This window comes from Halorussus vallis (assembly GCF_024138165.1).
Lineage (GTDB): Archaea > Halobacteriota > Halobacteria > Halobacteriales > Haladaptataceae > Halorussus > Halorussus vallis.
Genome location: NZ_CP100000.1, coordinates 3,517,940 through 3,541,636 on the forward strand (window position 1 = coordinate 3,517,940; position 23,697 = coordinate 3,541,636).

The 23,697-nt window shown below is 67.4% G+C and carries 20 protein-coding genes; 11 read left to right on the plus strand and 9 right to left on the minus strand.

Features of this window, described 5'->3' with window-relative positions; translation table 11 throughout:
- The first annotated feature begins 54 nt into the window (after positions 1-54).
- The 3 genes from NGM07_RS17865 to sppA all read left to right on the plus strand — a co-directional run bounded on the left by NGM07_RS17865 (position 55) and on the right by sppA (position 4,823).
- Positions 55-1,968, plus strand: coding sequence for a glycoside hydrolase family 2 protein (locus NGM07_RS17865; RefSeq protein ID WP_253514023.1), 1,914 nt, complete (start codon positions 55-57; stop codon positions 1,966-1,968).
- Positions 1,969-2,228: 260 nt separating this feature from the next.
- Positions 2,229-3,092 carry a coiled-coil protein gene (locus NGM07_RS17870; protein ID WP_253514026.1) on the plus strand — a complete coding sequence of 288 codons (864 nt, stop codon included), beginning with the start codon at positions 2,229-2,231 and terminating at the stop codon, positions 3,090-3,092.
- Between the two features lie 717 nt (positions 3,093-3,809).
- Entirely contained in the window at positions 3,810-4,823 is a 1,014-nt protein-coding gene (gene sppA, locus NGM07_RS17875; protein ID WP_253514029.1) for a signal peptide peptidase SppA, read from the plus strand.
- A gap of 29 nt (positions 4,824-4,852) precedes the next feature.
- Here the strand turns inward: sppA and ddfA are convergent, their stop codons facing one another.
- From ddfA to NGM07_RS17890, 3 genes are all read right to left on the minus strand, one after another.
- Positions 4,853-5,209, minus strand: coding sequence for a DdfA family disk-determining factor (gene ddfA, locus NGM07_RS17880; RefSeq protein ID WP_253514032.1), 357 nt, complete (start codon positions 5,207-5,209; stop codon positions 4,853-4,855).
- 120 nt (positions 5,210-5,329) lie between these two features.
- Positions 5,330-9,631 (minus strand): PAS domain S-box protein, encoded by a 4,302-nt coding sequence (locus NGM07_RS17885; RefSeq protein WP_253514034.1) that lies wholly within the window; start codon positions 9,629-9,631, stop codon positions 5,330-5,332.
- A gap of 115 nt (positions 9,632-9,746) precedes the next feature.
- Entirely contained in the window at positions 9,747-11,666 is a 1,920-nt protein-coding gene (locus tag NGM07_RS17890) for a beta-CASP ribonuclease aCPSF1 (RefSeq protein WP_253514036.1), read from the minus strand.
- A 527-nt stretch (positions 11,667-12,193) separates the two neighbouring features.
- Between NGM07_RS17890 and NGM07_RS17895 the strand changes: the two genes are divergently transcribed.
- The gene (locus NGM07_RS17895) at positions 12,194-12,685 is read left to right on the plus strand and encodes a DUF7984 family protein (RefSeq protein WP_253514039.1); all 492 of its coding nucleotides are present in this window, start codon (positions 12,194-12,196) and stop codon (positions 12,683-12,685) included.
- 219 nt (positions 12,686-12,904) lie between these two features.
- Here NGM07_RS17895 and NGM07_RS17900 read toward each other — a convergent pair whose 3' ends face one another.
- Positions 12,905-13,657, minus strand: coding sequence for a ferredoxin--NADP reductase (locus tag NGM07_RS17900; protein WP_253514042.1), 753 nt, complete (start codon positions 13,655-13,657; stop codon positions 12,905-12,907).
- A gap of 103 nt (positions 13,658-13,760) precedes the next feature.
- Positions 13,761-14,222, minus strand: coding sequence for a VOC family protein (locus NGM07_RS17905; protein ID WP_253514044.1), 462 nt, complete (start codon positions 14,220-14,222; stop codon positions 13,761-13,763).
- A gap of 146 nt (positions 14,223-14,368) precedes the next feature.
- On the opposite strand from NGM07_RS17905, the gene NGM07_RS25615 reads away from it, so the two are divergent.
- From NGM07_RS25615 to proS, 3 genes are all read left to right on the plus strand, one after another.
- On the plus strand, positions 14,369-14,503 hold the full coding sequence (locus tag NGM07_RS25615) for an NUDIX domain-containing protein (protein ID WP_253514047.1): 135 nt from the start codon (positions 14,369-14,371) through the stop codon (positions 14,501-14,503).
- 87 nt (positions 14,504-14,590) lie between these two features.
- Positions 14,591-15,124, plus strand: a complete 534-nt coding sequence (locus NGM07_RS17915) for an NUDIX hydrolase (RefSeq protein ID WP_253514049.1) — start codon at positions 14,591-14,593, stop codon at positions 15,122-15,124.
- A gap of 147 nt (positions 15,125-15,271) precedes the next feature.
- On the plus strand, positions 15,272-16,729 hold the full coding sequence (proS, locus tag NGM07_RS17920) for a proline--tRNA ligase (protein ID WP_253514052.1): 1,458 nt from the start codon (positions 15,272-15,274) through the stop codon (positions 16,727-16,729).
- A 19-nt stretch (positions 16,730-16,748) separates the two neighbouring features.
- On the opposite strand, the gene NGM07_RS17925 is transcribed toward proS, so the two are convergent.
- Both NGM07_RS17925 and NGM07_RS17930 read right to left on the minus strand, forming a co-directional pair.
- A complete protein-coding gene (locus tag NGM07_RS17925; RefSeq protein ID WP_253514054.1) occupies positions 16,749-17,948 on the minus strand; it encodes a DUF7827 domain-containing protein in 1,200 nt (399 codons plus the stop codon).
- Positions 17,949-18,004: 56 nt separating this feature from the next.
- Positions 18,005-18,406, minus strand: coding sequence for a MaoC family dehydratase (locus NGM07_RS17930; RefSeq protein WP_253514056.1), 402 nt, complete (start codon positions 18,404-18,406; stop codon positions 18,005-18,007).
- Between the two features lie 112 nt (positions 18,407-18,518).
- On the opposite strand from NGM07_RS17930, the gene NGM07_RS17935 reads away from it, so the two are divergent.
- Positions 18,519-19,325: an alpha/beta fold hydrolase gene (locus NGM07_RS17935; protein ID WP_253514059.1), complete on the plus strand. Its 807-nt coding sequence runs from the start codon at positions 18,519-18,521 to the stop codon at positions 19,323-19,325.
- Positions 19,318-21,027, plus strand: coding sequence for an AMP-binding protein (locus NGM07_RS17940; RefSeq protein ID WP_253514061.1), 1,710 nt, complete (start codon positions 19,318-19,320; stop codon positions 21,025-21,027). Before NGM07_RS17935 ends, NGM07_RS17940 begins: the two co-directional genes overlap by 8 nt.
- A 124-nt stretch (positions 21,028-21,151) precedes the next feature.
- Here the strand turns inward: NGM07_RS17940 and NGM07_RS17945 are convergent, their stop codons facing one another.
- On the minus strand, positions 21,152-21,658 hold the full coding sequence (locus NGM07_RS17945) for an HTH domain-containing protein (RefSeq protein ID WP_253514063.1): 507 nt from the start codon (positions 21,656-21,658) through the stop codon (positions 21,152-21,154).
- A 164-nt stretch (positions 21,659-21,822) separates the two neighbouring features.
- Positions 21,823-22,560, minus strand: coding sequence for a MaoC family dehydratase (locus tag NGM07_RS17950; protein ID WP_253514066.1), 738 nt, complete (start codon positions 22,558-22,560; stop codon positions 21,823-21,825).
- Positions 22,561-22,807: 247 nt separating this feature from the next.
- On the opposite strand from NGM07_RS17950, the gene NGM07_RS17955 reads away from it, so the two are divergent.
- Positions 22,808-23,122, plus strand: coding sequence for an AbrB/MazE/SpoVT family DNA-binding domain-containing protein (locus NGM07_RS17955; protein ID WP_253514069.1), 315 nt, complete (start codon positions 22,808-22,810; stop codon positions 23,120-23,122).
- Between the two features lie 31 nt (positions 23,123-23,153).
- The gene (locus tag NGM07_RS17960; protein ID WP_253514071.1) at positions 23,154-23,663 is read left to right on the plus strand and encodes a hypothetical protein; all 510 of its coding nucleotides are present in this window, start codon (positions 23,154-23,156) and stop codon (positions 23,661-23,663) included.
- Positions 23,664-23,697 lie beyond the last annotated feature (34 nt).

Below are 23,697 nucleotides of genomic sequence, written 5' to 3' on the forward strand. Positions count from 1 at the left end.
AGTGGTCACCTGAGGGACGTAAGACCTATCACGGAGGGGTTTCGTTCCCTCACTATGTCTCTGACCGACTGGACGGGTGCGGCGGTCGACGCACCTGCCGGGGACGAACCTCCATCCCCCGAAGAGTACCACCCCGTCGAGGTGCCCGGCCGCCCCGAGCGGTTCGCCGACGCCGACGCCGACGCCGTGGCCTACCGAACCGAGTTCGCCGACCCCCGCGAGGGCGACGAGCGCGCGACCCTGGAACTGCGCGGCCTCTACGCGCACGCCCGAATCTGGCTGAACGGCGAATTACTCGGTGAACACGACGCCTACTTCGTGCCGGCCCGGTACGAACTCGACCTCGCCGAGGAGAACGAACTCGTCGTCGTCTGCCGCGCGCCCGAGCGGTTCGGCGGCGTTTACGCCACCGACCGCGTCCCCGCCGAGCGTGCGGTGCCCGGCATCTGGTGGGGCGCCGAACTCCGGACGCATCCTGCGACGTTCGTCGACTCGCTGTCGCTCACCCCGCGGCGCACCGACGACGGCGCGGTCATCGACGCCCGACTCGCCGTCGAGGCGGGCGAGGACGTCGACGACCGAATCTCGCTGTCGGTGCGCCCGCAGGGGTTCCGCGGCGGCGGCGTGATGGAGCGCGCCCGGGTCGAGGCCGACGCGGGCGAGCGAATCGTGGTCGAGAAGACGCTCGAACTGCGCGACCCCGCCTACTGGTGGCCGACGGGCCACGGCCCCCAGCACCAGTACGCGGTCCGGGCGCGACTCGGCGACGACGAGCGCGTGGTCAAGACCGGCCTCCGCGAAGTCGAGTACGGCGCCGACGGACTGCTCGTCAACGGCCAGCGGGTCCCCGCGCGGGGCTTCTCGCTGCTGCCGACAGGCGACCCGACGTGGGACGTCGAGCGCGCGGCGAACGCCGGCGCGAACCTCGTGCGGGCGCGCGGGCACGTCGCCCCCGCGGAGTTCTACGAGGCCTGCGCCGACGCGGGGGTGCTGGTCTGGCAGGACCTCCCGCTCTGCGGGCCGGGCGACTACGACGGCGAGCGCGCGGCCGACCTAGCCGAGACGCTCTCGTCCCACCTCGAACGCCACCCCTCGGTGGCGGCGTTCGGCGTCCACGACGGACCCAGCGACCACCTCGCGGGCGTCGGCCCGGGTCGGCTATCGCGCTACAAGGTCCGCTGGCGGGCCTGGCGCGCGAACTACGACGCCGGCCCCGACCGCGAGGTCGCCGACGCGTTCCCCGAAGGGACCGTGGTCTTCCCCGTCTCGGACGCCCCCGGCGTCGACGCCGACGCGACCGACCTGTACCCCGGGTGGGACTACGGGACTGCCGCCGACGCCGAGTGGGTACTGGAGAAGTACGACTGCGGCGACGTAATCGGGTCGTTCGGTGCGGGTGCGCTGGCGGGCGCTGACGGGGCCGAGAGCGTCGCGAGCACCGACGGCGGGGAAGTGAGCGCCGCGGAACTCGACGGAGAGGTCGCCGGCTTCGACGCCCGCGCCCACGACGCCTACGTCTCGGGCGACGTCGAGGATTCGCAGGCGTACCAGGCCCGGACGCTCAAGACCGTCGCCGAGGCGCTCCGGCGTCGGGGAAGCGACGTGATGGCCGCCGCGGCGCTCCGGGACACCGACGACGGCGCGGGCATGGGCGTGCTCGCGGCCGACGGGTCGGAGAAGGCGGGCTACTCGGCGCTCGCGGCGTCGTTCGCCCCGGTCCAGGCGGTGCTGGACGCCTACCCCGAACCGGGCGCGACCCGGCAGTTGACCGTCTGCAACGACACCCCGCAGGCGATTTCGGGGACCGTGACGTGGGTGGCCGGCGACCGGGAAGGGACTGCCGACGTCGAAGTGCCTGCGTTCGGCCGCGAGGGCGCGGGGACGCTCACGGTGCCCGGCGACGCCGAGTCGGTGACGTTGGCGTTCGCCCGCGGCGACCAAACGGTCCGGAACGAGTATCCTTTATAAGGAGGCTGAAAAGTGTGGGAAGCGTTTACACGCCCTCTGACGGCCGTGCGAACGGTTTCCACGGTTCTAACGAGCAGAAGTTTTAAATAGCCGCGGCGAATATTTCCTGATACCAGAACGCCACAGGCGTTCGCCAGCATCGCGCGACAAATGACAGGGTACTATTGTCACCGGTCGATTGCGAGTCGTCCAGAGCGTCGAGTTTCGACGTTCGGTCTGGCGAACCCCGAGGCGGGCATGGAATCGAGGTTTAACTAAGCATGGTAAGCGTAACGGAAGAGGAACTTCAGAACAAGTCGAAAGGCGAACTAATCAAACTCGCGGGACAGCTCCGAGACCGACGTAACGAGCTGAACCAGAAGGCCAGCAAGCGAGCGTCCAAGCGCGACGACCTCAACGCCAAGACGCGCGAGAAGGTCGACGAGGCTCAGGAGCACCGCGAGAAGCGCGACGAGCTCAACGAGCAGGTCCAAGAGCACAAGGAGAAGCGCAACGAGCTCAACGCGAAGGCCAACGAGCTCTTCGACGAGGTCGAGCAGAAGAAGTCCGACCTCGAACTCGACGAGGGCAAGGGCCTTGAAGAGCTCGAGGACGAGATCGAACAGCTCGAGTTCAAGCAGCAGACCGAGGTGCTCTCGACCGAGGACGAGCGCGAACTCATCGAGAAGATCGAGGACAAGCGCGAGGAGTACCAGCAGCGCAAGGACAAGCTGGACAACACCGAGGACCTCGAAGGACTCGTCGAGGAAGCCGAGGAGGTGCGCGCCGAAGCGAGCCGTCACCACGAGAAGGTCACGGAACTCGCCGACAAGGCCCAGGAGCACCACAACAACATGATCGAGGCCTATCGCGAGGCCGACGAGATTCGCGACGACGCCGACGAGATGCACGAGAGCTTCGTGGAGGCCCAGGAGGCGGCCGACCAGCACCACGAGGACTTCGTGCGCGTCCAGAAGCGCCTGCGCGAACTCGACAAGAAGGAAGAGAAGGAGCGCAAGTCCGAGAAGGCCAAGGAGCGCGAAGAGGCCAAGGAGGAGGCCGAGGAGATCTACCAGCAGTTCAAGGAAGGCGAGACCCTCGACACCGAGGACCTCATGAAGCTCCAGAAAACGGGGCTCCTGTAGTCGCTCTCTAACGTTATGCGTCGTTTGCGGTTTCTTCTTCGACTGAACGGTGAGTGACTTCTGTGGCGTCTTTGTGTGCTGTAGCGCGACTGCCGGCTTTGCACAGTGAATTTCGTCGCTTGCGCGTTTTCGGAGCGTAACTACACTGTAACCGCGACAGCCACTGGTTTAGCAGCCGCAACCGCCACTTCGACAGCGAACGCTACTCGCACTCCACAAATGAAACCGCCCCGCCACCGCACGCCACACGCCTCCCCAGCCGATTCGCTCACTCGCTGCGCTCGTTCGCTCATCCACCGTCGGAGCAAAGCTCCGACGAGCCTTCGGTCGCCGACGCTCCCGAAGACCTCGCGCAACGTGGGCGCGGCACGAGGCCGCGCCAGTGCGCGCCACGTGGAAGGCCAAGTATCGCGAATCTTTCCAACCGAATCGGCGCGCGCGGTCGGCTCCTCGCGAGCCGACAGGTTCGCGCGAGGGACGACTGAACGAGCGTCAGCGAGTGAAGGAGTCGGCTGGGGAGGGGTGTGGACCGCGGTTGCAGTGGCGGTGCGGGTACTCAGTTGTATCGTGTGAGTGGCGGTCTGCGCTACGGGCGCGGTGCAGTAGGATCGTATCACGAACTCATTACGAACGCAAATTCGCGAATCAACGCGAAGGGCGAAGCCTTAACGGCCGACGCGACCACAAAGCGGAGTATGGATTTCGTCGGAGGTCACGATGGCGGATAACGGACGGAACGTCTCGCGCCTACTGGTCGTCGCGGTCGGAGCCCTCGTCGCGGTCGCGGTCGGCTGGCAACTGTTCGTCGACGTGCCCGATGGTAACCTCGCCGCGCTGTTCGGCGTCGTCCTCGCGCTGCTTACCGGCGTCGTCGGGGCGCGAATCGCCGGGCGAATCGCCTCCTCGCGGTTTCCCGCATACGACGTGGCCGAGGTCGCCGTCGAGGGACCCATCACCCGCGACGGCGGCGGAGGCGGGATTCCGCCCCGCCCCGGCGGCACCGGCGCCGACGACGTGGTCGAGCAGATTCGGCGAGCCGACGAAGACGACGGCGCGAACGCTCTCCTGTTGAAGCTCAACACCCCCGGCGGCCAGGTCGTCCCGAGCGACGACATCCGCGTCGCGGCCGAGCGCTTCGACGGGCCGACCGTCGCCTACGCGACCGACGTCTGCGCCAGCGGCGGCTACTGGATCGCCAGCGGGTGCGACGCCATCTACGCCCGCGAGGGAAGCATCGTCGGGAGCATCGGCGTCATCGGTTCGCGGGTCAACGCGGCCGAACTCGCCGACAACCTCGGCCTGGAGTACGAGCGACTCGCGGCGGGCAAGTACAAGGACGCCGGCCAGTCGCTCAAGGAGATGTCCGAGGACGAACGCGAGTACCTCCAGGGGCTCATCGACGGCTACTACGAGGAGTTCGTCGACCGGGTCACCGACGGCCGAGAGCTAACCGACGAGCAGGTCCGGGACACCGAGGCCCGGGTCTACCTCGGCGAGGACGCGCTCCACATCGGCCTGGTCGACGAACTCGGCACGCGGGAGGACGTCAAAGAGCGACTCGCGGCCGACCTCGGCGTCGAGGAGGTTTCGGTCAGGGAGTTCGAACCCCAGCGCGGTCTGATGGAGCGAGTCCGCGGCGGCGCGATGGCGGCGGCCTACTCGTTCGGCGCCGGCGCGGCCGGCGCGCTGGCGGGCGACCGAGGCGACGTCGAGGGCTTCGAGTTCAGATAGCTTCGGAGAATTCGAGGTCGAGAACCGAACTACGACCGGACCGTCGGCGCGTCGACGACGGTCGTCAGCTGGGCGTCCTCGGGGTAGACGTCGACGCGTCCGAAGTCGTGGACGAGGACGTTGTAGTCGTGGTAGCGGAAGTGAAGCTGTCCGAACAGACGGGCGACACCGTCGACTCGGGGTTCGAACAACTGGTCAAGCGCGTCGGGGTCGACGGCGTCGTACAACGGTTCGGCCAGTTCGGCGGTCGTCGTGCCCTCGGCCGCCGCGACCGCGCGCACCACGGTCGCCGACAGCGACTCGGTTTCCGCGTCCCACGTCTCGCGCACGACCGGTTCCAGCGTTACTTGCGTTCCCTGTTCTGCCACAGCGTCTGCGTCACTCATTACTCGTTATCGTACGACCGCGACTCGGATGTTCGTACCAGCTAGATACCAAGCCCCGCCCGGCGCCGACGGGCTATCAATCTCGAACGGTCCGGACGCTTCGTCGGACGCGACGCCGACTCAGTCGTCGTAGAGCAGTCCGAACAGTTTGCGCTGGGCGGCCCGCAGGTGCTTGTTGAACGTCGGCTGCGAGATGCCGAGCGTCTCGCCGATTTCGCTCCCGGTCGACTGGCGCGGCGTCTCGAAGAACCCCCCGAAGTAGGCGGTCCGGAGCACCTCGCGCTGGCGGTCGGTGAGGCTGTCGTCGAACTGGGTCCGGAAGTCCTCGCGCGTCCGGAACTCCCGTTCGTGTTCGCGCCGGGCGAGCAGTTCCAGACCGTCGTACCGGGTCTGGACCGCTTCGAGGAAGCGCCGGACGTCCCCCGACTGCGGGAACGTCACGATGGCGGTCCCCTCGCCGTCGACCGCGGTGAACGTCCGCGGGATGGCCCCGTAGTCGAGCAGCGTCGGCACGAAGTTCGTCGGTTCGACCACGCACGCGAACGACGCCTGGTCGCCGCTCGCCGAGACGAGGCGGAGGTCCCGGACCTCGACCGCGCGGCCGAGGTACTCGCGCACCGCCTCGGGGTCGGCCCCGCGAGTCTCGAAGAACACCCGGAACGCCCCGTCGGACGTGGCGGTGACGCTCTCGAACTCGAACTCACAGTCGAGCGCGTTCGTCAGGTCCACGAACGGGACGTCGGGGTCGCGGACGCTGAACTCTATCTCCACGAAGTCGGTGCTGACCAGCGCCTTCTTGCTCTCGACGGCGTTGATGGCGTAGCCGACGGTGCCCGCGAGTTCGGCGAGCACGTCGCGTTCGAGGTCGTCGAACGCCTCGGCCTGGTCGGCGTAGACCGCCAGCACGCCGTAGAGGGTGTCCTTGTAGAGCAGCGGGAGGACGATACAGGAGCGGTAGCCGCGCTTGAGCGCCGCCGACCGCCAGTCCTCGAACGGCGGGTCGCCGAGGAGGTTCCCGACGACCTGGGGTTCCCTGGTCCGGACCGCCGTCAAGAAGGGGTTCTCGGGCGACGCGTCGGCGGCCGCGAACGAGACGGAGTCGAGGTAGCCCTTGTCGGCCCCGGCGTACTCGCGGGGCCGTATCTCCTCGCCCACCGCGTCGTAGTCGCCGAGCCAGGCGAACGCGTAGGGGCCCGTCGACGTCAACTGCGAGCACACCTCCTGCTCGATTTCCACCTGCGACCCGGCCGCGACGAGCGCCTTGTCTATCCGGCGAATCACGTCGTTGATTCTGTTGAGGCGTTCGAGGCGCTCGTTCTGCTCGCGCAACAGCTCCTCCCGTTCGAGAATCTGGCGCTCGCGGTCGGTCCGGTCGAGCGCCGACTCGGTGTTGGCCGCCAGAATCCGGACGAACGTCGACTCGGCGTTGGACCCGAGGACTCGCGTCAGCGGCGGGCCGCCGGCGCCGATTTCGGTCCCCCCGTCGCCGTCGTCGGCCGCCGCGCCGGCCGCGTCCTCGTCGCGGTGTGTCGCTCCGACGACGAGGATGCCGTACCTTCCAAGCGGGAAGACCGCCACGTCGTAGGCCGTCGCGACGTCGTCGTCCTCGGCCGGCGACGGTCCCTCCTCGCGCGGTGCTGGCGAGTCGGCGGCCGCGGCCGCCGACTCGCCCCCGGCCGGGAGTCCGCCGAAGGTGGTGACCCGGTTCTCGGCGAACGCCCGCCACGCGAGGTCGGCCTCGGGCGCCAGCAGTCGCTCGGCGTCGAACACCGCCTCGGCCTGCGGGGAGAGCGAGCGGGGTTCGAGTTCGCCGGTGGCGTCGTCGTAGCAGGCCACCATCGTCAGCGAGAGCGAGAGGTCGTCGTTCGCGGTTTCGGCGACGATGTCGCAGACCTCCCCGCGCGTCTCGGCCCGGAGCAGTTCGCCCGAGGCCTCCGCGAGCGATTCGAGCGTGCGCTCGCGCTGGCGGCGGCGAATCGCCATGGTGAGGATGTGGGCGACGCTCTGGACGAAGTGAACGTCGTGGTCGTCGTACGACCGGCGTTCGGTGTGGTGGGTCCCGAGGATGCCCCACGGCTCCGCCGGCGTCCCGATGATGGTGCTGATGCCGCTCTTCACGTCGTGGGAGGTCAGCAGTTCGGGTCCCGAGAAACGAGTCTCGTTCTCGAGGTCCTCGACCACCACCGGCTCCTCGGAGATGAGCGTGAAGCCGGCCTGCGACCCGCGGTCGTCGTCGACCGCCGCCGACCCGACGATTCCCTCGTTCCAGCCGACGCCGTTGCGGAGCAGGAGTTCGTCGTCCTCGGGGAACAGTTCGAGCACCTTGCAGTAGTCGTGCTCGAGCGTGTCGGCGACCAGTTCGCAGGCCTCGTCGAAGAGGTCGTCCAGCGGCCGGTCTTCGAGTGCGCGCTTGGAGAACTCCGCGATCGCGCGCTGCTGGCGGACCCGTTCGCGGAGTTCGCGCTCGCGCTCCTTGCGGCCGGTCACGTCCCGAACGATGCCACATCGGCCCCACCGCTCGTCGTCGTAGGGGTACGGGCCGAACCGACTCTCGACGGGGAGGGTCGAGCCGTCTCGGGCGACGAGTTCGAGTTCGAGGCGGGCCTCCGCGTCGTCGCCCGACCAGATGCCGGACGCGAGTTCGTCGGCCAACTCGGATATCTCGCCGTCGTGGACGACCTTCGCGGGCTTGCCGAGTAGTCGCTCGCGCTCCCAGCCGACCATCTCCAGGAAGGCGTCGTTCGCCATCACGAAGTTCCCGTCGGGGTCGAGCGCGTAGATGCCGTCGGCGCTGGTTTCGACCACCGCCTCGTACTGTTCGAGTTCGCGCTCGCGGCGTTTGCGCTCGTTCACGTCCCGGAAGTACACCGACAGTCCCGTCTCGGAGGGGTAGGCCCGCACCTCGAACCAGGTGTCCAGCGGCGGGAAGTACTCCTCGAAGCCGGTTGGCTCCTGGGTTTCCATCGCCGCCCGGTACTCGCGTTCGAACGTCGAGTCGACCGCCTCGGGGAACGCCTTCCAGACGCTCGTGCCGAGCAGATCGGATTCGGCCCGCTCGAGGAACTGCTCGGCGCGCTCGTTGACGTAGGTGAACCGCCAGTCGGGGTCGACCGCGAAGACGGCGTCGGTCACCCGGCCGAGCGCCTGTTCGAGTTCGCTCTGGAGGTGCTGGCTCTTCGCTTCGAGGTCCCGCTCGTAGCGCTTGCGCTCGGTGACGTCCTCGGCCGCGACGATGACCCGCGAGAGGTCGCCGCCGGGTTCGAACACCGGCGCGGCGTTGACCCGCAGCCACCGTCGGGTCCCCTCGGGGGACTCGACCATCAGCTCTCGCTCGTCGACCGCCTCCCCGGTCGCGCGGACGCGGGCCGACGGCCGTTCGTCGTCGGCCAGCGGTTCGCCGTCGGCGTCGTACAGTTTCCACCCCGTCAGTTCGTCCAGCGAGTGCTCGCGGAGCGACTCGTCGGCGAGGCTGAAGAGGTCGCGGGCGCGCTGGTTCGCCATCTCCAGGTCGCCGTCGGCGGTCTGGACCGCCAGCGCCGTCGGCGCGGTTTCGAGCAGTCGCCGAGTGAGGTCCTTCTCACGCCGGAGCGCCTGCTCGCGCTCGCGGCGCTCCGAGAGGTCCCGGACGATGCCGACCGTCCCCTCGACCGCGCCGTCGGCGACGAGCGGTCGGAGTCGAATCTCGCACGGAATTCGACCGCCGTCGGCGGTTCGAACTCCAACTTCGAGCGTCTCGGTGCTCTCTCCGTTCCCCCGAAGTCGTCGGGTCGCCGCCCGGACGCGCTCGGCGTCGGCGTCGCTCACGAGCATCGAGGCGTTCGCCCCGAGCAGCGCCTCGCGGTCGTAGCCGGTCTTCTCGACCACCGCGTCGTTGACCGCGACGAACGTCCCGTCGGCGTCGAGTTGGTAGACGCCCTCGTCGATGGAGTTGACGATGGTTTCGTACCGGGTCAACTGGGCCTTTCGAGCCTTCCGGTCGGAGATGTCCCGGACGACCGCGGTGAAAAACGACTCGCCGTCGACCCGTTGTTCACTGAACGAGACGGCGAGTTCCAGTTCGTCGCCGTCGCGTCCGAGGCCGGGAAACTCCACGTAGTCCCAGTCGAACTCCGTCTCCTCGGACGAGACGTACCGGTCGACGGCGGCGAGGTACTCCGAGCGGAACTGCTCGGGCATCAACGCGGTCAGCGATTCGCCGATCAGCGACTCGGGGTCGTAACCGAAGACGTGCTCGACCGCGGGGTTGGCGAAGACGATGCTGCTCGACTGGTCGACGGTCAGGATGACGTCCGCGGTTCGCTCGACGAAATCGCGGTAGAAGTCATCCCCGCCGAGCCGAGAGAAGCTGACGGGGTCGTAGGCGACGCCGGACGCCGCGTCCGGAATCGTCGGACCCCCGGAGGATGACGAATCCAGTTGCACTGCTTCGAATCACGGCCGACGAACTGATAACGTTGGTGCCGGACGGATAATATTTCTCCGAACGGACCTGTTCAAAGGGCGGAAGGAAGCGAGAGCGCCGTGCTCCGAAGCGCGGTTACTTGAACCGGAACGTCTCGAGGTTCTTGGGCGCGAACGTCCGCATGTTGAACTCGTGGTACAGCGACGACGAGAGGTCCTGGACGCTCGACTCGTCGCCGTGGACGCACAGTACCTTCTCCGGGCGGGGCTTCATCGTCTTCACGAAGTTCATCAGGCCCTGGCGGTCGGCGTGGCCGGAGAAGCCGTCGACGGTCTTCACGTCAAGTGCGAGCGAGAGTTTCCCGTTGCGGCCGCCGCCGCGGTTCATCGGAATCTCGTCCCAGCCGTTCTGGATGCGCCGACCCAGCGTCCCCTGGGCCTGGTAGCCGACGAACACCATCCGGTTGTCCGGGTCGGGGCCGAGGTGTTCGAGCCACGACATGATCGGGCCGCCGGTCACCATGCCGGAGGTCGACAGCACGATGCACTGGTCGCCGTCGGCGACGTCCTGGCGCTCCTCCTCGCCGCCGTCGATGTGGTTGAACTGGTCGGCGAGGAACGGGTTCTCGTCCTCGTGGAAGATGCGGTCTCTCAGGTCGTCGCGGAGGTACTCGGGGTAGGTGGTGTGGATGGCCGTCGCCTCCCATATCATGCCGTCCAGGTGGACCGGCATCTCGGGGATGTCGCCGTTGCGCATCGCCTCCTCGATGACCAGCATCATCTCCTGGGACCGACCGACCGCGAAGGCGGGGATGACGACCTTCCCGCCGCGCTCGTACGTCTCGTTGATGACCTTCTTGAGTTTGCGCTCCGAATCTTCCTGGTCGGTCTGGTAGTCGTTGCGGCCGCCGTAGGTCGACTCCAGGACGAGCGTCTCGACCCGCGGGAAGTCGTTGACCGCGCCGTTGAACAGTCGGGTGTCGTCGTAGTGGATGTCGCCGGAGAACGCGACGTTGTAGAGGCCGTCGCCGATGTGGAAGTGCGACACCGCCGAGCCGAGGATGTGACCCGCGTTGTGGAAGGTGAGCTTCACGTCGGGCGCGATGTCGGTGACGTCGCCGTACTCCAGCGGGATGGTGTGCTTGATGGCCTCTCTGACCATCTCGGACTCGTAGGGCGGCACTCGGCCTTCCTTGGCGGCCACGTCGAGGTAGTCCAACTGGAGCAGGCCCATCAGGTCGCGGGACGGTTCGGTGGTGTAAATCGGGCCGTCGTAGCCGTACTTAAAGAGCAGCGGGAGGAGCGCCGAGTGGTCGAGGTGAGCGTGGGTCAGCACCACCGCGTCGATGGTGTTGGCGCCCGCGCCCAGCGCCTCCTCGACCTGGAGGTAGGGGACCTCACCCTCGGAACCGGGTTTGTCGCCGCAGTCGATGAGGATACGGGTTTCGGGCGTACTGAGGATGAAACTCGCCCGGCCGACCTCCCGACAGCAGCCGAGGGTCGTGATGCGGACGTACTCCTCGTCGGACATCTCCTCGCGGTGGATCTGGCGGCCGACCTTCTCCAGGATGTCGCGGCGGTCGTCGCGCTCTTGCTTGAGGAAGTTCCGGACGTTCGAGACCGTCGAGGACTCGATGGGCGGGGTGCGAACCACCTCGGGCGTCCAGCCGACCTCCTGGGTTATCTGGCGGAGCGTCGACCCGTGCTTGCCGATGACCATCCCGGGCTTCTCGGCTTCGATGACCACCTCGCCGGTGTCGACGTGGAAGTCGAGGTCCGTGACGCCCGCTTCCTCGGGGATGACGTCGAGTATCTGTTCGCGTGCGTCCTCGGGCCGCGAGAGAACGTCGGGGTCGGGCCGGACCGTGATGCGCTTTCGGAGTTTACTCGCCAACTGCCGGATGAGGTCGCCGTTGCGGGCGAACTTCTTGGGGTCGCGCGTGTAGACGACCAGTTCCGGGCCTTCGTACTTGACGTCCGACACCGAGATGTCGCTCGGTAGTTCGCTCTTGATCTCTGTTCGCAGGTCCTCGAGTTGCTGGTCTACTTTACTCATAGTGGAAAAAGTGAGCTTCCGTCTGTGTCGTGCGACTCCCACCGCGAGTCCGAGGGCCTGGGCTGTGGACCGCACGGCCCACGCCGCTCGTACCATCTGGACTACGATGTAGAGTACTGCACAGCATAGATTTCGCTTCTCTGCGGGAAGGGGACTCGCGTCCGGCGCGAGTCGTCCGCGCCCCCTGTGGTCGAAGCCACAGACCGGACGCTGACTCGGGGACGCAGTAAAACCCGCTTATGGGCCATTAGTCGTTGGCGTTATAAAAACCTTCTCAATGCCGGAGGACCGCCGCGCCGTGGCCCGCCCGTACGCGCGAAACAAGCCTTTCGCTCCGGGTCGGTCGGCGAAAATTGCGACGTTCATATACCGACGGCCGACGGGACAGTAGCGTTCGGACGTTTCTACTCGTCCTGTCACCACTCCGGTCGACCGTCCGGCGACGGCCACCAGACTTCCCGATTTGAGCGTGCGTCGCGAAGGCGTCCGAACGCCACTGCTAAGCCGCTCCCGTCCGTCGTGGCGGTATGCGAGTGACGCCCGCGACCGTCGCCGACGAGCGCGAGTGGGTCCGCGAGCGCGCGTCCGACGTGGTCCCGCTCGTCAACGAGGTGCGCGCCGACCTCGGCGAACTGTTCGACGCCGACGTCGACCCCGTGAGCGAGGAGGCCTACCGCCGAGAGGTCGACGCGGTGTTCGCCGACGGCGACCTGGCGGTCAACGTGGCCGCGCTGGTCGCGCTCCTCCGGGACTTAGACGTCGAAGGCGACTACCCGGGGTTCGTGGTTGACGAACTGCTCGGCCGGCAACTCGCCGGGACGATAGCCGGCAACCAACCGCTTCGACTCCTCGGCGAGGCGACGTTCCACTACGCCGACGTGGTCGTGACCGAGACGGAGGGAGATGCGGCAGGGGCCGACGACTTGGACGCCGCGCTCGCCGCGGGGTTCCAGACGCGACTGCCCGGCTGGGACTGGACCGAGAGCGAGAGTCCGTTCTCGGTCAGAGACATGGACTAAGGAAACGCTCGATGCGACGGACCACCGGCGAACGCTCGCGAATCAACCGATAGGGTGGGGCTGAAAGGGGCCGCCCGCTCGCGTTCATCGTGGTCGTCTCAGCGCGGCCACTATCTCGGGCGCGGCGGTGCCGCGGCCGAGATATCCCGCTGAGCGACCGCGAGCGGGCGGGGGCTTTCGAGGCGGTCACTGTCGCGTTCCTGCCGACAAAACTCCGTGCTATTCTTCGTCGTCCGAAACCTCGTCGCCCTCCCAGCCCTCGGTGTAGATACTGTCCTCGTCGGCGCCCTCGTCTTTCAGCACGTCCTCGGTCTGGACGACCATCTCGGGGACGCCGCAGACGTAGAAGTCCCGACTCTCGAAGTCGTCGACGTAGTCGCTCAGGTGCTCCTGAACGTGGCCCTCCGGACCCTCCCAATCGTCGGCCTCCGAGAGGACGTAGGTCACCTCGAAGTCGTCGTTCTCGGCGGCCATCTGGTCGAGCGTCTCGCGGTAGATGACGTGCTCTCGGTCCTTCTCCCCGAAGAAGAAGTGGGCGCGGCCCGACCCCTCCCGGGCGTACTGCTTGGCCATCGCCATCATCGGCGTGATGCCCGTCCCGGTCGAGACGAAGGCGACGTCCGAGTCCAGGTCGCGCAGGTAGAGGTCACCACCGAGTTCCTCGATTTCGACGGTGTCGCCCGGGTCGCGGTCGTGCATCCACGTCGAGGCGGTGCCGTCGGGGTAGCGCTTGATGGCGAGCGTGATGCGCTCGTGGCCCGGCAGCGCCGTCGAGGTGTAGGGTCGGACGACCTCGTCGTCCCCCGATTCCGCGTCGTCCTCGGCCGGGCTCTCGGCGCGGTCGAAGTGGACGTGGGTGTGCTGGCCGGGGTCGAAGTCGAAGGTGTAGCCGTCGGATTCGAGCACGAACTGCTTGACGGTCGGCGTCATCTGGTAGACGGACGTGACCGTGACCTCGTGCGTGTCGGTCATCGTGGAACCGGTGGGGCTACGACGGACGCGGGGAAAACTCGGGTGGCCGGGAAGCGTGGTCGGCCGGGACGTCCGGCCGGCCGAGCGAACGGCGTTCGGCCGGTCACTCCGGCGCCATCCCCTTCTCGTCGAGTTCGGTGAGGGCCGACTCGGACTTCCCGAGGTCGTCGAGTCCCATCCCGGCGAGCACGTGGTCGGCCTTCGTGAACTGCACGTCCTCGTAGGCCACAACCTGGACCCAGTTGCCCCACGGGTCCCGGAAGTCGAGACCGCCGGTTCCGAGTCGCTCGGCGTCGGTTTCCCTGAGGCGACGTTCGACGGCCTCGGGGTCGTCCACCACGAGTCCGAAGTGGCGGTGGTCGTCGGCCTCCCCGGGGTCCTCGACCGCGGCGAGCGCGAGGAACTGGTCGCCCATGTCGAGGAAGGCCGACGATTCCCCCCGGCCCCGGAGTTCGAACTCGAAGAGTTCGCCGTAGAACGCCAGAGCCTCGTCGACGTCCCCGACTTCGAGCGCGACGTGATTGACGCCGACCATCTTGGCTCGCGAGTCGTCATCGTCGGTCATGCGGAGTCTGCAGGAGCGTACGACGGGTCGCGGGATAACTCGGATGGCCCAGGGTACCGCGCCACCATCGTCGCGGTCCTCCGCGAGCGACTCGCGGCACCGACGAGAGTCGAAGGCTTTTCCCGACCGACTGCGAGTGTGGCGGTATGCAACCCGCGACGCTGTGCTACCTCCTGCAACCCGACGACGAGGAGGTGCTACTCATCCGCAAGAAGCGCGGACTCGGCGAGGGTCTGTACGTTGGCCCCGGCGGTAAAGTCGAGGACGGCGAGACGCCGTGACGGCGGAGCCGTCACGAGCCGTCGGTCGCTCCGCTCTCGACGACGCCCCGGGAGTGCGTCGTCCGCGAGGTCGAGGAGGAGATCGGCGTGACGCCCCGCGACCCCGAGAAGGTCGGCGAGTTCCGGTTCGTCTTCGGCGACGACCCGAGGATGTTCGTCCACGTCTTCCGCGCAGAACGGTTTTCGGGGACGCCCGAAGAAAGCGAGGAGGCCGACCCCGAGTGGTTCGACTACGACGCGGTCCCCTGCGACGGGATGTGGGAGGACGACCGCTACTGGATACCGTATCTGTTCGACGGCGAGACGTTCGCCGGGGAGTTCAGTTCGATTCAGTTGGCGAGGAGTTGGTCGAGTGGGACGTGGAGGCCGGTGTGTCTCTGTGAGTCATTCGGTCATCGGAAAACGATGAGACTCGTCGAAAGACGGTGTTTCGAGTCACTAGACAATCTTCGATGTGACAGTCACAACTCCACGGGACAACTCCACGGGTTTCGGTCACCAAACCCCGTACAGCGCGAGCAGAAGTGCGTCAACGACGACGATTCCGAGAACCATCGCCAAGAGAGCCCAACCTACGTACTCCGAGAGAACCCTCGAAGAGTTAGACGTCATACAGGATAATCTATTCGTTCGGTTAAAAATATTTCTTCGATACACGACTTTCTCGCTCGCAGTTACCCGTGTCGTTCTCCGGACACTTCTCACAACCCAGAACCACTACCACAGGTTCACCGCATTTAAGACCGCTTCGGAGAAATCTCTACGACAATGAGCGACAACGACCAGGAACTCGGCATCACCGAGTCCAAAGAGCACAACCCCGGCGACTGGTACGCGGAGGTCGTCCTGAAGGCCCACCTCGCGGACTACGCCCCCATGGGCGGGTTCATCGTCACCCGGCCCCGCGGCTACGCCCTCTGGGAGGGCCTGCAGGACCACCTCGACGCGTGGTTCAAGGAAACCGGCTCGCAGAACGCCTACTTCCCCGCGCTCATTCCCGAGAGCTACCTCGAACGCGAGAGCGACATCGTCGAGGGCTTCGACCCCGAGGTGGCGTGGGTCACCCACGGCGGCCACGAAGAACTCGAAGAGCGACTTGCGTTCCGGCCCACCAGCGAGTCCATCATCACGCCGTTCATGAGCCAGTGGGTCCGGAGCCACCGCGACCTGCCCCTGCGGCTCAACCAGTGGTGTTCGGTCATCCGGTGGGAGGCCACCGAGACCAAGCCGTTCTTCCGCACGAAGGAGTTCCTCTGGCAGGAGGGCCACACCGCCCACGAAACCGAGGAGGAGGCGTGGGACGAGACGATGACCCGCCTGGGTCAGTACGAGAAGCTCTACGAGGAGGTGCTGGCCATCCCGGTGATGCGCGGCCGCAAGCCCGCCCACGACAAGTTCCCCGGCGCCGACACCACCACGACCGTCGAGGCGCTGATGCCCGACGGCAAGTCGGTCCAGGGCGGTACTTCCCACTACCTCGGCCAGGGCTTCGCACGCGCGTACGACCTCACCTTCACCGACGAGGACGAGGAGGAGCAGGCGGCCCACACGACCTCGTGGGGGCTGTCGTGGCGCGCGCTCGGCGCGCTCATCATGACCCACTCCGACGACCAGGGGTTCGTCTGCCCGCCCGCCATCGCGCCCGAGCAGGTCGTCGTCGTCCCCATCTGGCAGGAGGAGAATCGCGAGGAGGTCCTGGAGTACGCCGAGGGCGTCGCCGACGACCTCGACGACGCGGGCGTCCGGGTCGAACTCGACGACCGCGACGAGCGCAACCCCGGCTTCAAGTTCAACGAGTGGGAGCTCAAGGGCGTCCCCGTCCGCATCGAGATCGGCCCCAACGAGGTCGAGGACGACGAACTCACGGTTGTCCACCGCCCCGACGGCGAGAGCACGGTCGAGGACCGCGAGTACATCGAGGACACCATCGAGGACCACTTCGACGACGTGTACGACAAGCTCTACTCGGCCGCCGAGGAGAACCTCGAGGAGAACGTCCGGGAGGCACACGACCGCTCGGAGATCCTCGGCACCATCGGGCGCTACGGTGGCTACGTCAAGACGCCGTGGTGCGGCGACGAGGCCTGCGAGCAGGCCATCAAGGAGGAAATCGCCGCGGAAATCGTGATGGTCCCGATGGACCGAGACGAGGAACCCATCGGCGAGGAGTGCGGCGTCTGCGGCGACGAGGCCTGCGAGACGGCGTACTTCGCGAAGTCGTACTGAATTCGACTCCTCTCGTATTCTACCGCTTTCGCTTCGGGCGACGAGCCGCCAGCAGTGCAACCGTCGTGAACGCAGTCAGTGCCGCCGAAACGCCAAACCCGGGAACGTCGGCGCCCGAGTTGGCGTCTCCGTTCGTAGCCGTCTCGGCGGGTTCGTTTGTCGTCTGGGTCGCTTCGTCTTCGCTCGTCGGCGATTCGAGGGTCGAAGTCGCCCTCTTCGTCGACGTCGTTCCCTCGGTCGATTCCTCGTGGGAGTTGACCACGGTGAAGTTCGTCACGACCGACTCGCGTCCGTCCGCGGCGAGCACCGAGGACCCCGCCAGCGTGAAGTTAGCACGGTACTCGTGGCCGGCCCGAAGTTCCGCCGCACGAGCGCCACGGGTTACGTTCGCGTCGGAGAGGTCGACGACGGCGTAGTAGCTGTCATTTTTCGCGTCAGCGACGACGCCAGCGTCGCCAGGTTCGAGGTGGATTTCGGCTTTCCGAACTTCGGTCATGGGGTTGGTCTGTTCGATTCGCAGTTCGGCCACACCACCGCCGAGGAACGACAGGAACCCTGCCGTTACGTTCGACCCGTTCTGCGCCGCGACAGCGCCGTCGAGTCCTGACGCGCGGAGTTCCAGAACGAGCGTGTCGTCGAGGGTCACGGCGTCGCTCCGGGTGAGGTTCCCCGCGTCCATCGCCGCGTTGACCGCGGTGAGGTTCGACAGGTTCGCCGACCCCGGCGCGACGAACGTTCGGAGGTCGTGCGTCGAACGCTCGGAGACGACGAGCTGACCGACGCTCGTCACCTCGGCGCCGGTCGCGTTCCCCGCCCAGAGTTCGAGGTCGTAGTCGTCGCTGGCGACCGGCGTCGACGCGTTCGAGCGCTCTCGCACCGAGACGGCGTCCTCACCGCGAGCCTCGAACGTCCCGTCGTAGGTGTTGAACCGGAGCGTCGCCCGGCCGTCGCCGTTCTCATCGTGCACGGTGACGGTGGCAAGGTGACGCTCGTCCGGGGACCCGACGCGGACCGTCGCCGCGTCGGTCCCGGAGAGGCGAACGCCGATGGCGGCGACGTCGCCGCGCTGTTCGTGCGCGATGCCGGTCGTCGCGAACTCGACGCGCGGGTCGTCGGCATCGTCGAGCGTCGAGGCGACCGGCGCGGAGAACGCGGCGGTCACCAGCGAGAGCGTTACCAGGCAGTACAGCAGTCGTCTCGGGTGGAGGGCCGGAGACATGGATACGCGTTCGAACAGGTAGGAAAAATAACTTCTGTTCGAGGTTCTATCTCCGACTACTCGTTCTCGTGGGGAATCGACAGCACGACGGCCTCGCCGGACAGCACGCGCTCGTCTTCGGTCTCGGCCACCGTGTCGACGCGAAGGCGGTCCTCGCCGAGGTTCTCTTTGACGGTGGCGGTCGCGGTGATGGTCTGGCCCGGCCGGACCGGGTTCTCGAAGTCGAGGTCCTGCGAGAGGTAGATGATATCCCCGGGGAGGTCCGCGAGCGCGGCGCTGACGACGCCCGCCGACAGCATCCCGTGGGCGATTCGCCCGCCGAAGAACGTCTCGGCGGCGTAGTCGTCGTCGAGGTGGACGGGGTTGTCGTCGCCCGTGAGTCGGGCGTAGTCGTCGATGGTCGCTTCGGTGACCTGGAGGGACGATTCCGCGGAATCGCCGGGGGATGCGACTGGCATGTCCGAACCGGAGTAGTCGTACGAGGTCAATCCTTCGGTTACCGCTGAAACGGGGTCCCCGGTTAACATGTAAAACGGGGTTTTAATGGTAGCCTCGTGCGTGAACTACCCCATGCCATATGCGGACAACGACGGGGTTTCGCTGTACTACGAACTCGCGGGCCCCGAAACCGGAGCGACCGTCGCTCTCGTGGAGGGCCTGGGCTACGGCCGGTGGATGTGGCGCTGGCAGCGCGACCGACTGACCGAGGCGGGCTACCGGGTCGTCGTCTGGGACAACCGGGGGACCGGCGATTCGGACGCGCCCGAGGGACCGTACGCTATCGCGGAGATGGCCGGCGATCTGGAGGCGGTGCTGGCCGACGCGGGCGTCGAGCGCGCGCACGTCGTCGGCGCAAGCATGGGCGGCATGATCGCCCAGCGGTACGCGCTGGACTACGACCGCGCCGAGTCGCTCGTCCTGCTCTGTACCTCGCCGGGCGGCCCGGAAGCCGTCGAGACGCCGCCCGAGACGCAGGCCCGGATGTTCGACGTACCGGAGGACGCCGACGAGTGCGAGGCCATCCGGTACAAGATGGAACCCGCCATGACCGACGACTTCTGGGAGGAGAACGACGACCTCATCGCCGACATCGTGGACTGGCGACTCGAAAGCGACGCGGACGCCCACGCCCGCGAGGCCCAGGCCGCCGCGGTGGCCGAGTTCGACGTCAGCGACCGCCTCGGCGAGATAGCGGTTCCCGTCCTGGTCGCCCACGGCGACTCCGACCGGGTGCTCCCCGTCGAGAACGCCGACCTGCTCTACCGGGACCTGCCGAACGCCCGCCTGGCCGTCTTCGAGGACGGCTCGCACCTCTTCTTCGTCGAGGACGCCGACGCGGTCAACGAACGCATCCTTGAGTTTCTGAACCATGTTTAGCCACGACGCGACCCCCTACGACTGGGTGGGGGCCTGGAGCGAGAAGCGCGCGCAACTGACGCCCGACGCGGTCGGACTGGTCGACGCGACCACGGGCGAGCGCTACACCTACGCCGAACTCGACCGGCGGGCCAACCGAACCGCGAGACTCCTCCGGGCCGAAGGCGTCGCGCTGGACGACCCCGCCGAAGGGGCGTCGGCGAGCGGGAACGACGCTGTCTCGGCCGGCGAGAACGACGGCGTCTCGGTGAGCGGGATGGACCGCGACGCGGCCGCCGGCGGCCGCGTCGCGGTCCTCTCGCGCAACCGCCCGGAACTGGTCGACCTCTTCTTCGCCACGGCGAAGACCGGCGGCGTGCTCGCGCCCCTCTCCCACCGCCTCGCGGCGGGCGAACTGGTCGCGATGCTGAACGACGTCGAACCGTCGCTGCTGGTGGTCGAGGACCCCTTCGCCGACCTCGCGGCCGACGTGCTGGCCCGCGACGACCGCGAGTTCGACTGCGCGGTCGTCTCGCTGTCCGCGGACAGCGAGACGACCGACTCCGAAGGCGGAGACGGCGCGGGAAGCGAGGACGGCGCGAGCGAGTGGGAGTCGTGGGACGACGCCCTCCCCGCGGACGACTCGCCCGTCGAAACCGCCGACCTGTCGATGGACGACCCGCACCTCTTCCTCCACACCGGCGGGTCGACCGGGATTCCCAAGGAGACGGTGCTCACCCACGGCTCTATCCTCTGGAACTCGTTCAACACCATCACCTCCTGGGGGCTCCGGGCCGACGACGTCACGCCGATGGTGTTCCCGATGTTCCACACCGGCGGCTGGAACGTCCTGACGGTGCCGCTGTTCCACCTCGGGGCCACCGTCGTCATCGCCCGCGAGTTCGACCCGGGCGAAGTGCTCCGCCTCGTCGCGGACGAGGGCGCGACCGTCCTAGTCGCGGTACCTGCGGTGCTCCGGATGATGACCCAGGACGACGACTGGGCCGACACCGACCTCTCGACCCTGCGGTTCGCCAAGAGCGGCGGCGGCCCCTGCCGCGAGGCGGTGATGAACGCGTGGTGGGACCGAGACGTCGACCTCTCGCAGGGCTACGGCCTGACCGAGTGCGGCCCGAACAACTTCTCGATGCCCGAGGGCTGGCCGACCGAGAAGGCCGACAGCGTCGGCGTCCCCGCGACCCACGTCGACGCCCGGGTCGTCGACCCCGACGGCACAGAACTGCCGGACGGCGAGATCGGCGAACTCGAACTCGCGAGCCCTCACGCCGCCGACCGCTACTGGCGCGACCCTGAGGAAACCGCCGAGACGTTCCGCGACGGCTGGGTCGCAACCGGCGACCTCGCACGCCGCGACGAGGCCGGCTACTACTACATCGAGGGCCGGAAGAAGAACATGTACGTCTCGGGCGGCGAGAACGTCTATCCCGCCGCCGTGGAGGACCGCATCGCCGACCACCCGAAGGTCGAGGAGGTCGTGGTCGTCCCCGTCCCCGACGACAAGTGGGGGCAGGTCGGCAAGGCCGTGGTCCAGGGCGACGAGTCGCTGACGCTCGACGAACTCGCGGAGTTCCTCGACGGGAAACTGGCGCGGTTCAAGCACCCGCGCGACCTCGCGTTCGTCGACGAGATGCCGACGAGCGGCCCGTCGAAGATCGACCGCGGCGCGGTGGACGCCGAGTTCGGCGAAGACGGGGCGAACTGACCGGCCGGCCTCCGCGTTCCGAAATATCTCCGCGTTCCCGGGCGAGCGGCGCGCCGCTCGCCCGGGAACGAGTGCATCGGTCCGACGCGTTCGGTCCGTCCCGCCCGCGGCCACAGAATCCGAGTCAGTGAAGGAGTCGTTCGGGTCGGCTGGTCGAGCGACCCTCGCTCGATTCGAGCGCCGCCAGGCCGTCGGCGACGGTGTACTCGCGGCCGTCCTTCGCGTGCGGGAAGACGGCGGCCAGTTCGTCGTCGTACCTGACCGCGAGGCAGGCGACCGGGAGTCGCAACTCCGTGCGGTCCTCGCCCGTCATCTCCGAGCGAACCTCGTGCTCTTCGAAGCAGTGGTCGACGGACGCGCCGGTCCGGTCGGCCCACTCCCGGAACTCGTCGACGGTCGCGAGCACGTCGCCGCCGAGCGCGGGGCGGTCGCCCCTGACCCGGCGACAGACCTTCCGGCCCCACACTTCGACGTCGCACTCGTCGATGGTCCCCTCGCGTTCGAGGCGTTCGAGGCGTTCGAACAGCGTCCCCGGAACGTCCTCGGCCCCGCTCGGTGCGAACCCCTGCGTGAACAGTCGAGCCCGCAGCGTAGATTCCCCGTTTCGCAATTGTGCATTCGCGTCGTTCATCTTCTCCACCCTGAAGCGTTCCCACGACGGGCCCGGGTTAAACGGTTTCGTCCACGTGGAAACGAACCGTCAGTTAGGGCCGGCGGAGAGCCGCCGGCCGGCTCGAGCGTTTCGGAGATTATGGGCGTCTCCCGGCGCGAACCCGGCGCTCGGGACGGATGTCGTCACTCGGTTCCGGCCGACGTCGACTCGTCGGCGTCGGCCGGTCGCTCGGGCGAGGGGTCGACCATCACCGTCGCGTCGCCCTCGACGATGGTCTCGCCGTCCGGATTCCGGACGGCCACCGATAGCCGGTAGCGGTCGCCGTCGAGTCGCTCGACGATGCGACACGTCGCGGTGAGTCGGTCGCCGACGTGCGCCGGCCCCAGGAACGACAACTCCTGGGAGAGGTAGACGACGGTCCCCGGGAGCGCCGCCAGCGCCGCGCTGACCAGTCCGGCGACAAGCCCGCCGTGGACGATGCGTCCGCCGAACCGGGTCCCCTCGGCGTACGCGTCGTCGAGGTGGAGTCGGTTGGTGTCGCCGCTGGCGTCGGCGAAGCTCAGGACGTCGTCGTCCGTGACGGTCTTCGAGAACTCGACGGAGTCGCCGACGGCCAACTCCTCCCGGGCGTCGACCGTGCGTTCGAGTTCCCAGTCGGACCGGACGTACGTGAGCGAGTCGACCGGCGCGGGTTCGACGGAGTCGTCGAACTTCGGGGAACTCGCTTCGTCGCGCTCCGGCGGAACCTCGGGGATGCCGTTCGGAATCGTCGCCAGCGCCGCGCGGTTGGCGTTCGCGGCCGCGGTGAACGACAGTTCGAGCGCCCGCGTCCACGCGGTCGTGAACCCCTGAAACGGGGCCGTCCAGGAGTCCGAGAACGGGGTCGCCCGGGTACCGTTCGTGCCTTGCGTCTGCTCCATGGTAGTGTTCGTCGTGCCGACGGGGTAAGGGTTCTGTGCCCGAATGCGCGGTTCGCTCCGGACCGTTCTTCGCCGCGAATCGTCCGGAAAGCGTCTCGACCGCCCGGGTTCGTGGATAATCCGGCCGCTCAGGCGCGGTCGACCGTCGGCGGTGAATGGTAGCGAGTGGTGAGTGCCTCCACTCGACGGTAATGAAATCCATCTGGGAGTCATCTTTATGGATGTCCCGACCCACGTTCTAATCGGGATGACGGGGGGAGATGACGACGTCACGTGGCCAGCGGCCGCGTTCGCAAAACAGATGCAGGAAGCGAGCGAGGACGCGATGGAACAACAGCAGGAGTTGTTTCGCCGCTGGCTCTCGGCCAGCGCCGAGGGGGACCCGACGGAGGACCTCTCGGAGTACGCGGCCACGAGCGTCGAGACGGCGACCTTCAAGACTCGCGTCCAGAGCGGCGGCCGAATCAGCATACCCGACGTGGAGCGCGAAGTCCTGGGCATCGAAGAGGGAGACATCGTCCAGGCCATCGTCCTCCCGGTGAACCCGCCCAACGGTGATTAAAATGTCGAGAAATCAACAGACACGGAACCCGATGAACGCGATGTTCGAGATGCAGCGAAACGCCATCCAGCAGAGCCAGCAGATGATGCAGCAGGGCATCGACATGCAGCAGCGTGCGACCGAGTCGATGATGCGGAACAACCTCAGCTCGGGTCGCAACGCCCAGCGCCAGGGCACCGAGTTCGCCCGTAACTGGATGGACACCTACTTCCGCACGCTCGGGACGATGTTCGGCCAGGGAGACACCTCCGAGGTGAGCGACCAGCTCCGCGAGCAGTTCGAGCAGTTCAACGACTCCCAGGAGGAGGCCTGGAGCTCGTTCGAGGACAGCCTCGACCAGGCGATGGACGCCTACGAGGACCTGAGCGAGAGCCAGAAGGAGCTCATCGACCGGTCGTTCAACTCGTTCTTCGAGATGCAGCGCGAAACCGGCGAGCGCGTCGCCGACGCCGCTGAGGAGATGGAGCGACAGGCCCAGGAAGGCGAGTCGTCGTCCGGTTCGTCGAGCTCCTCGAGCTCCTCGGGCTCCTCGAGTTCGTAGAGCGCCGAACCGACCCGAAAGCGGAGATACACGA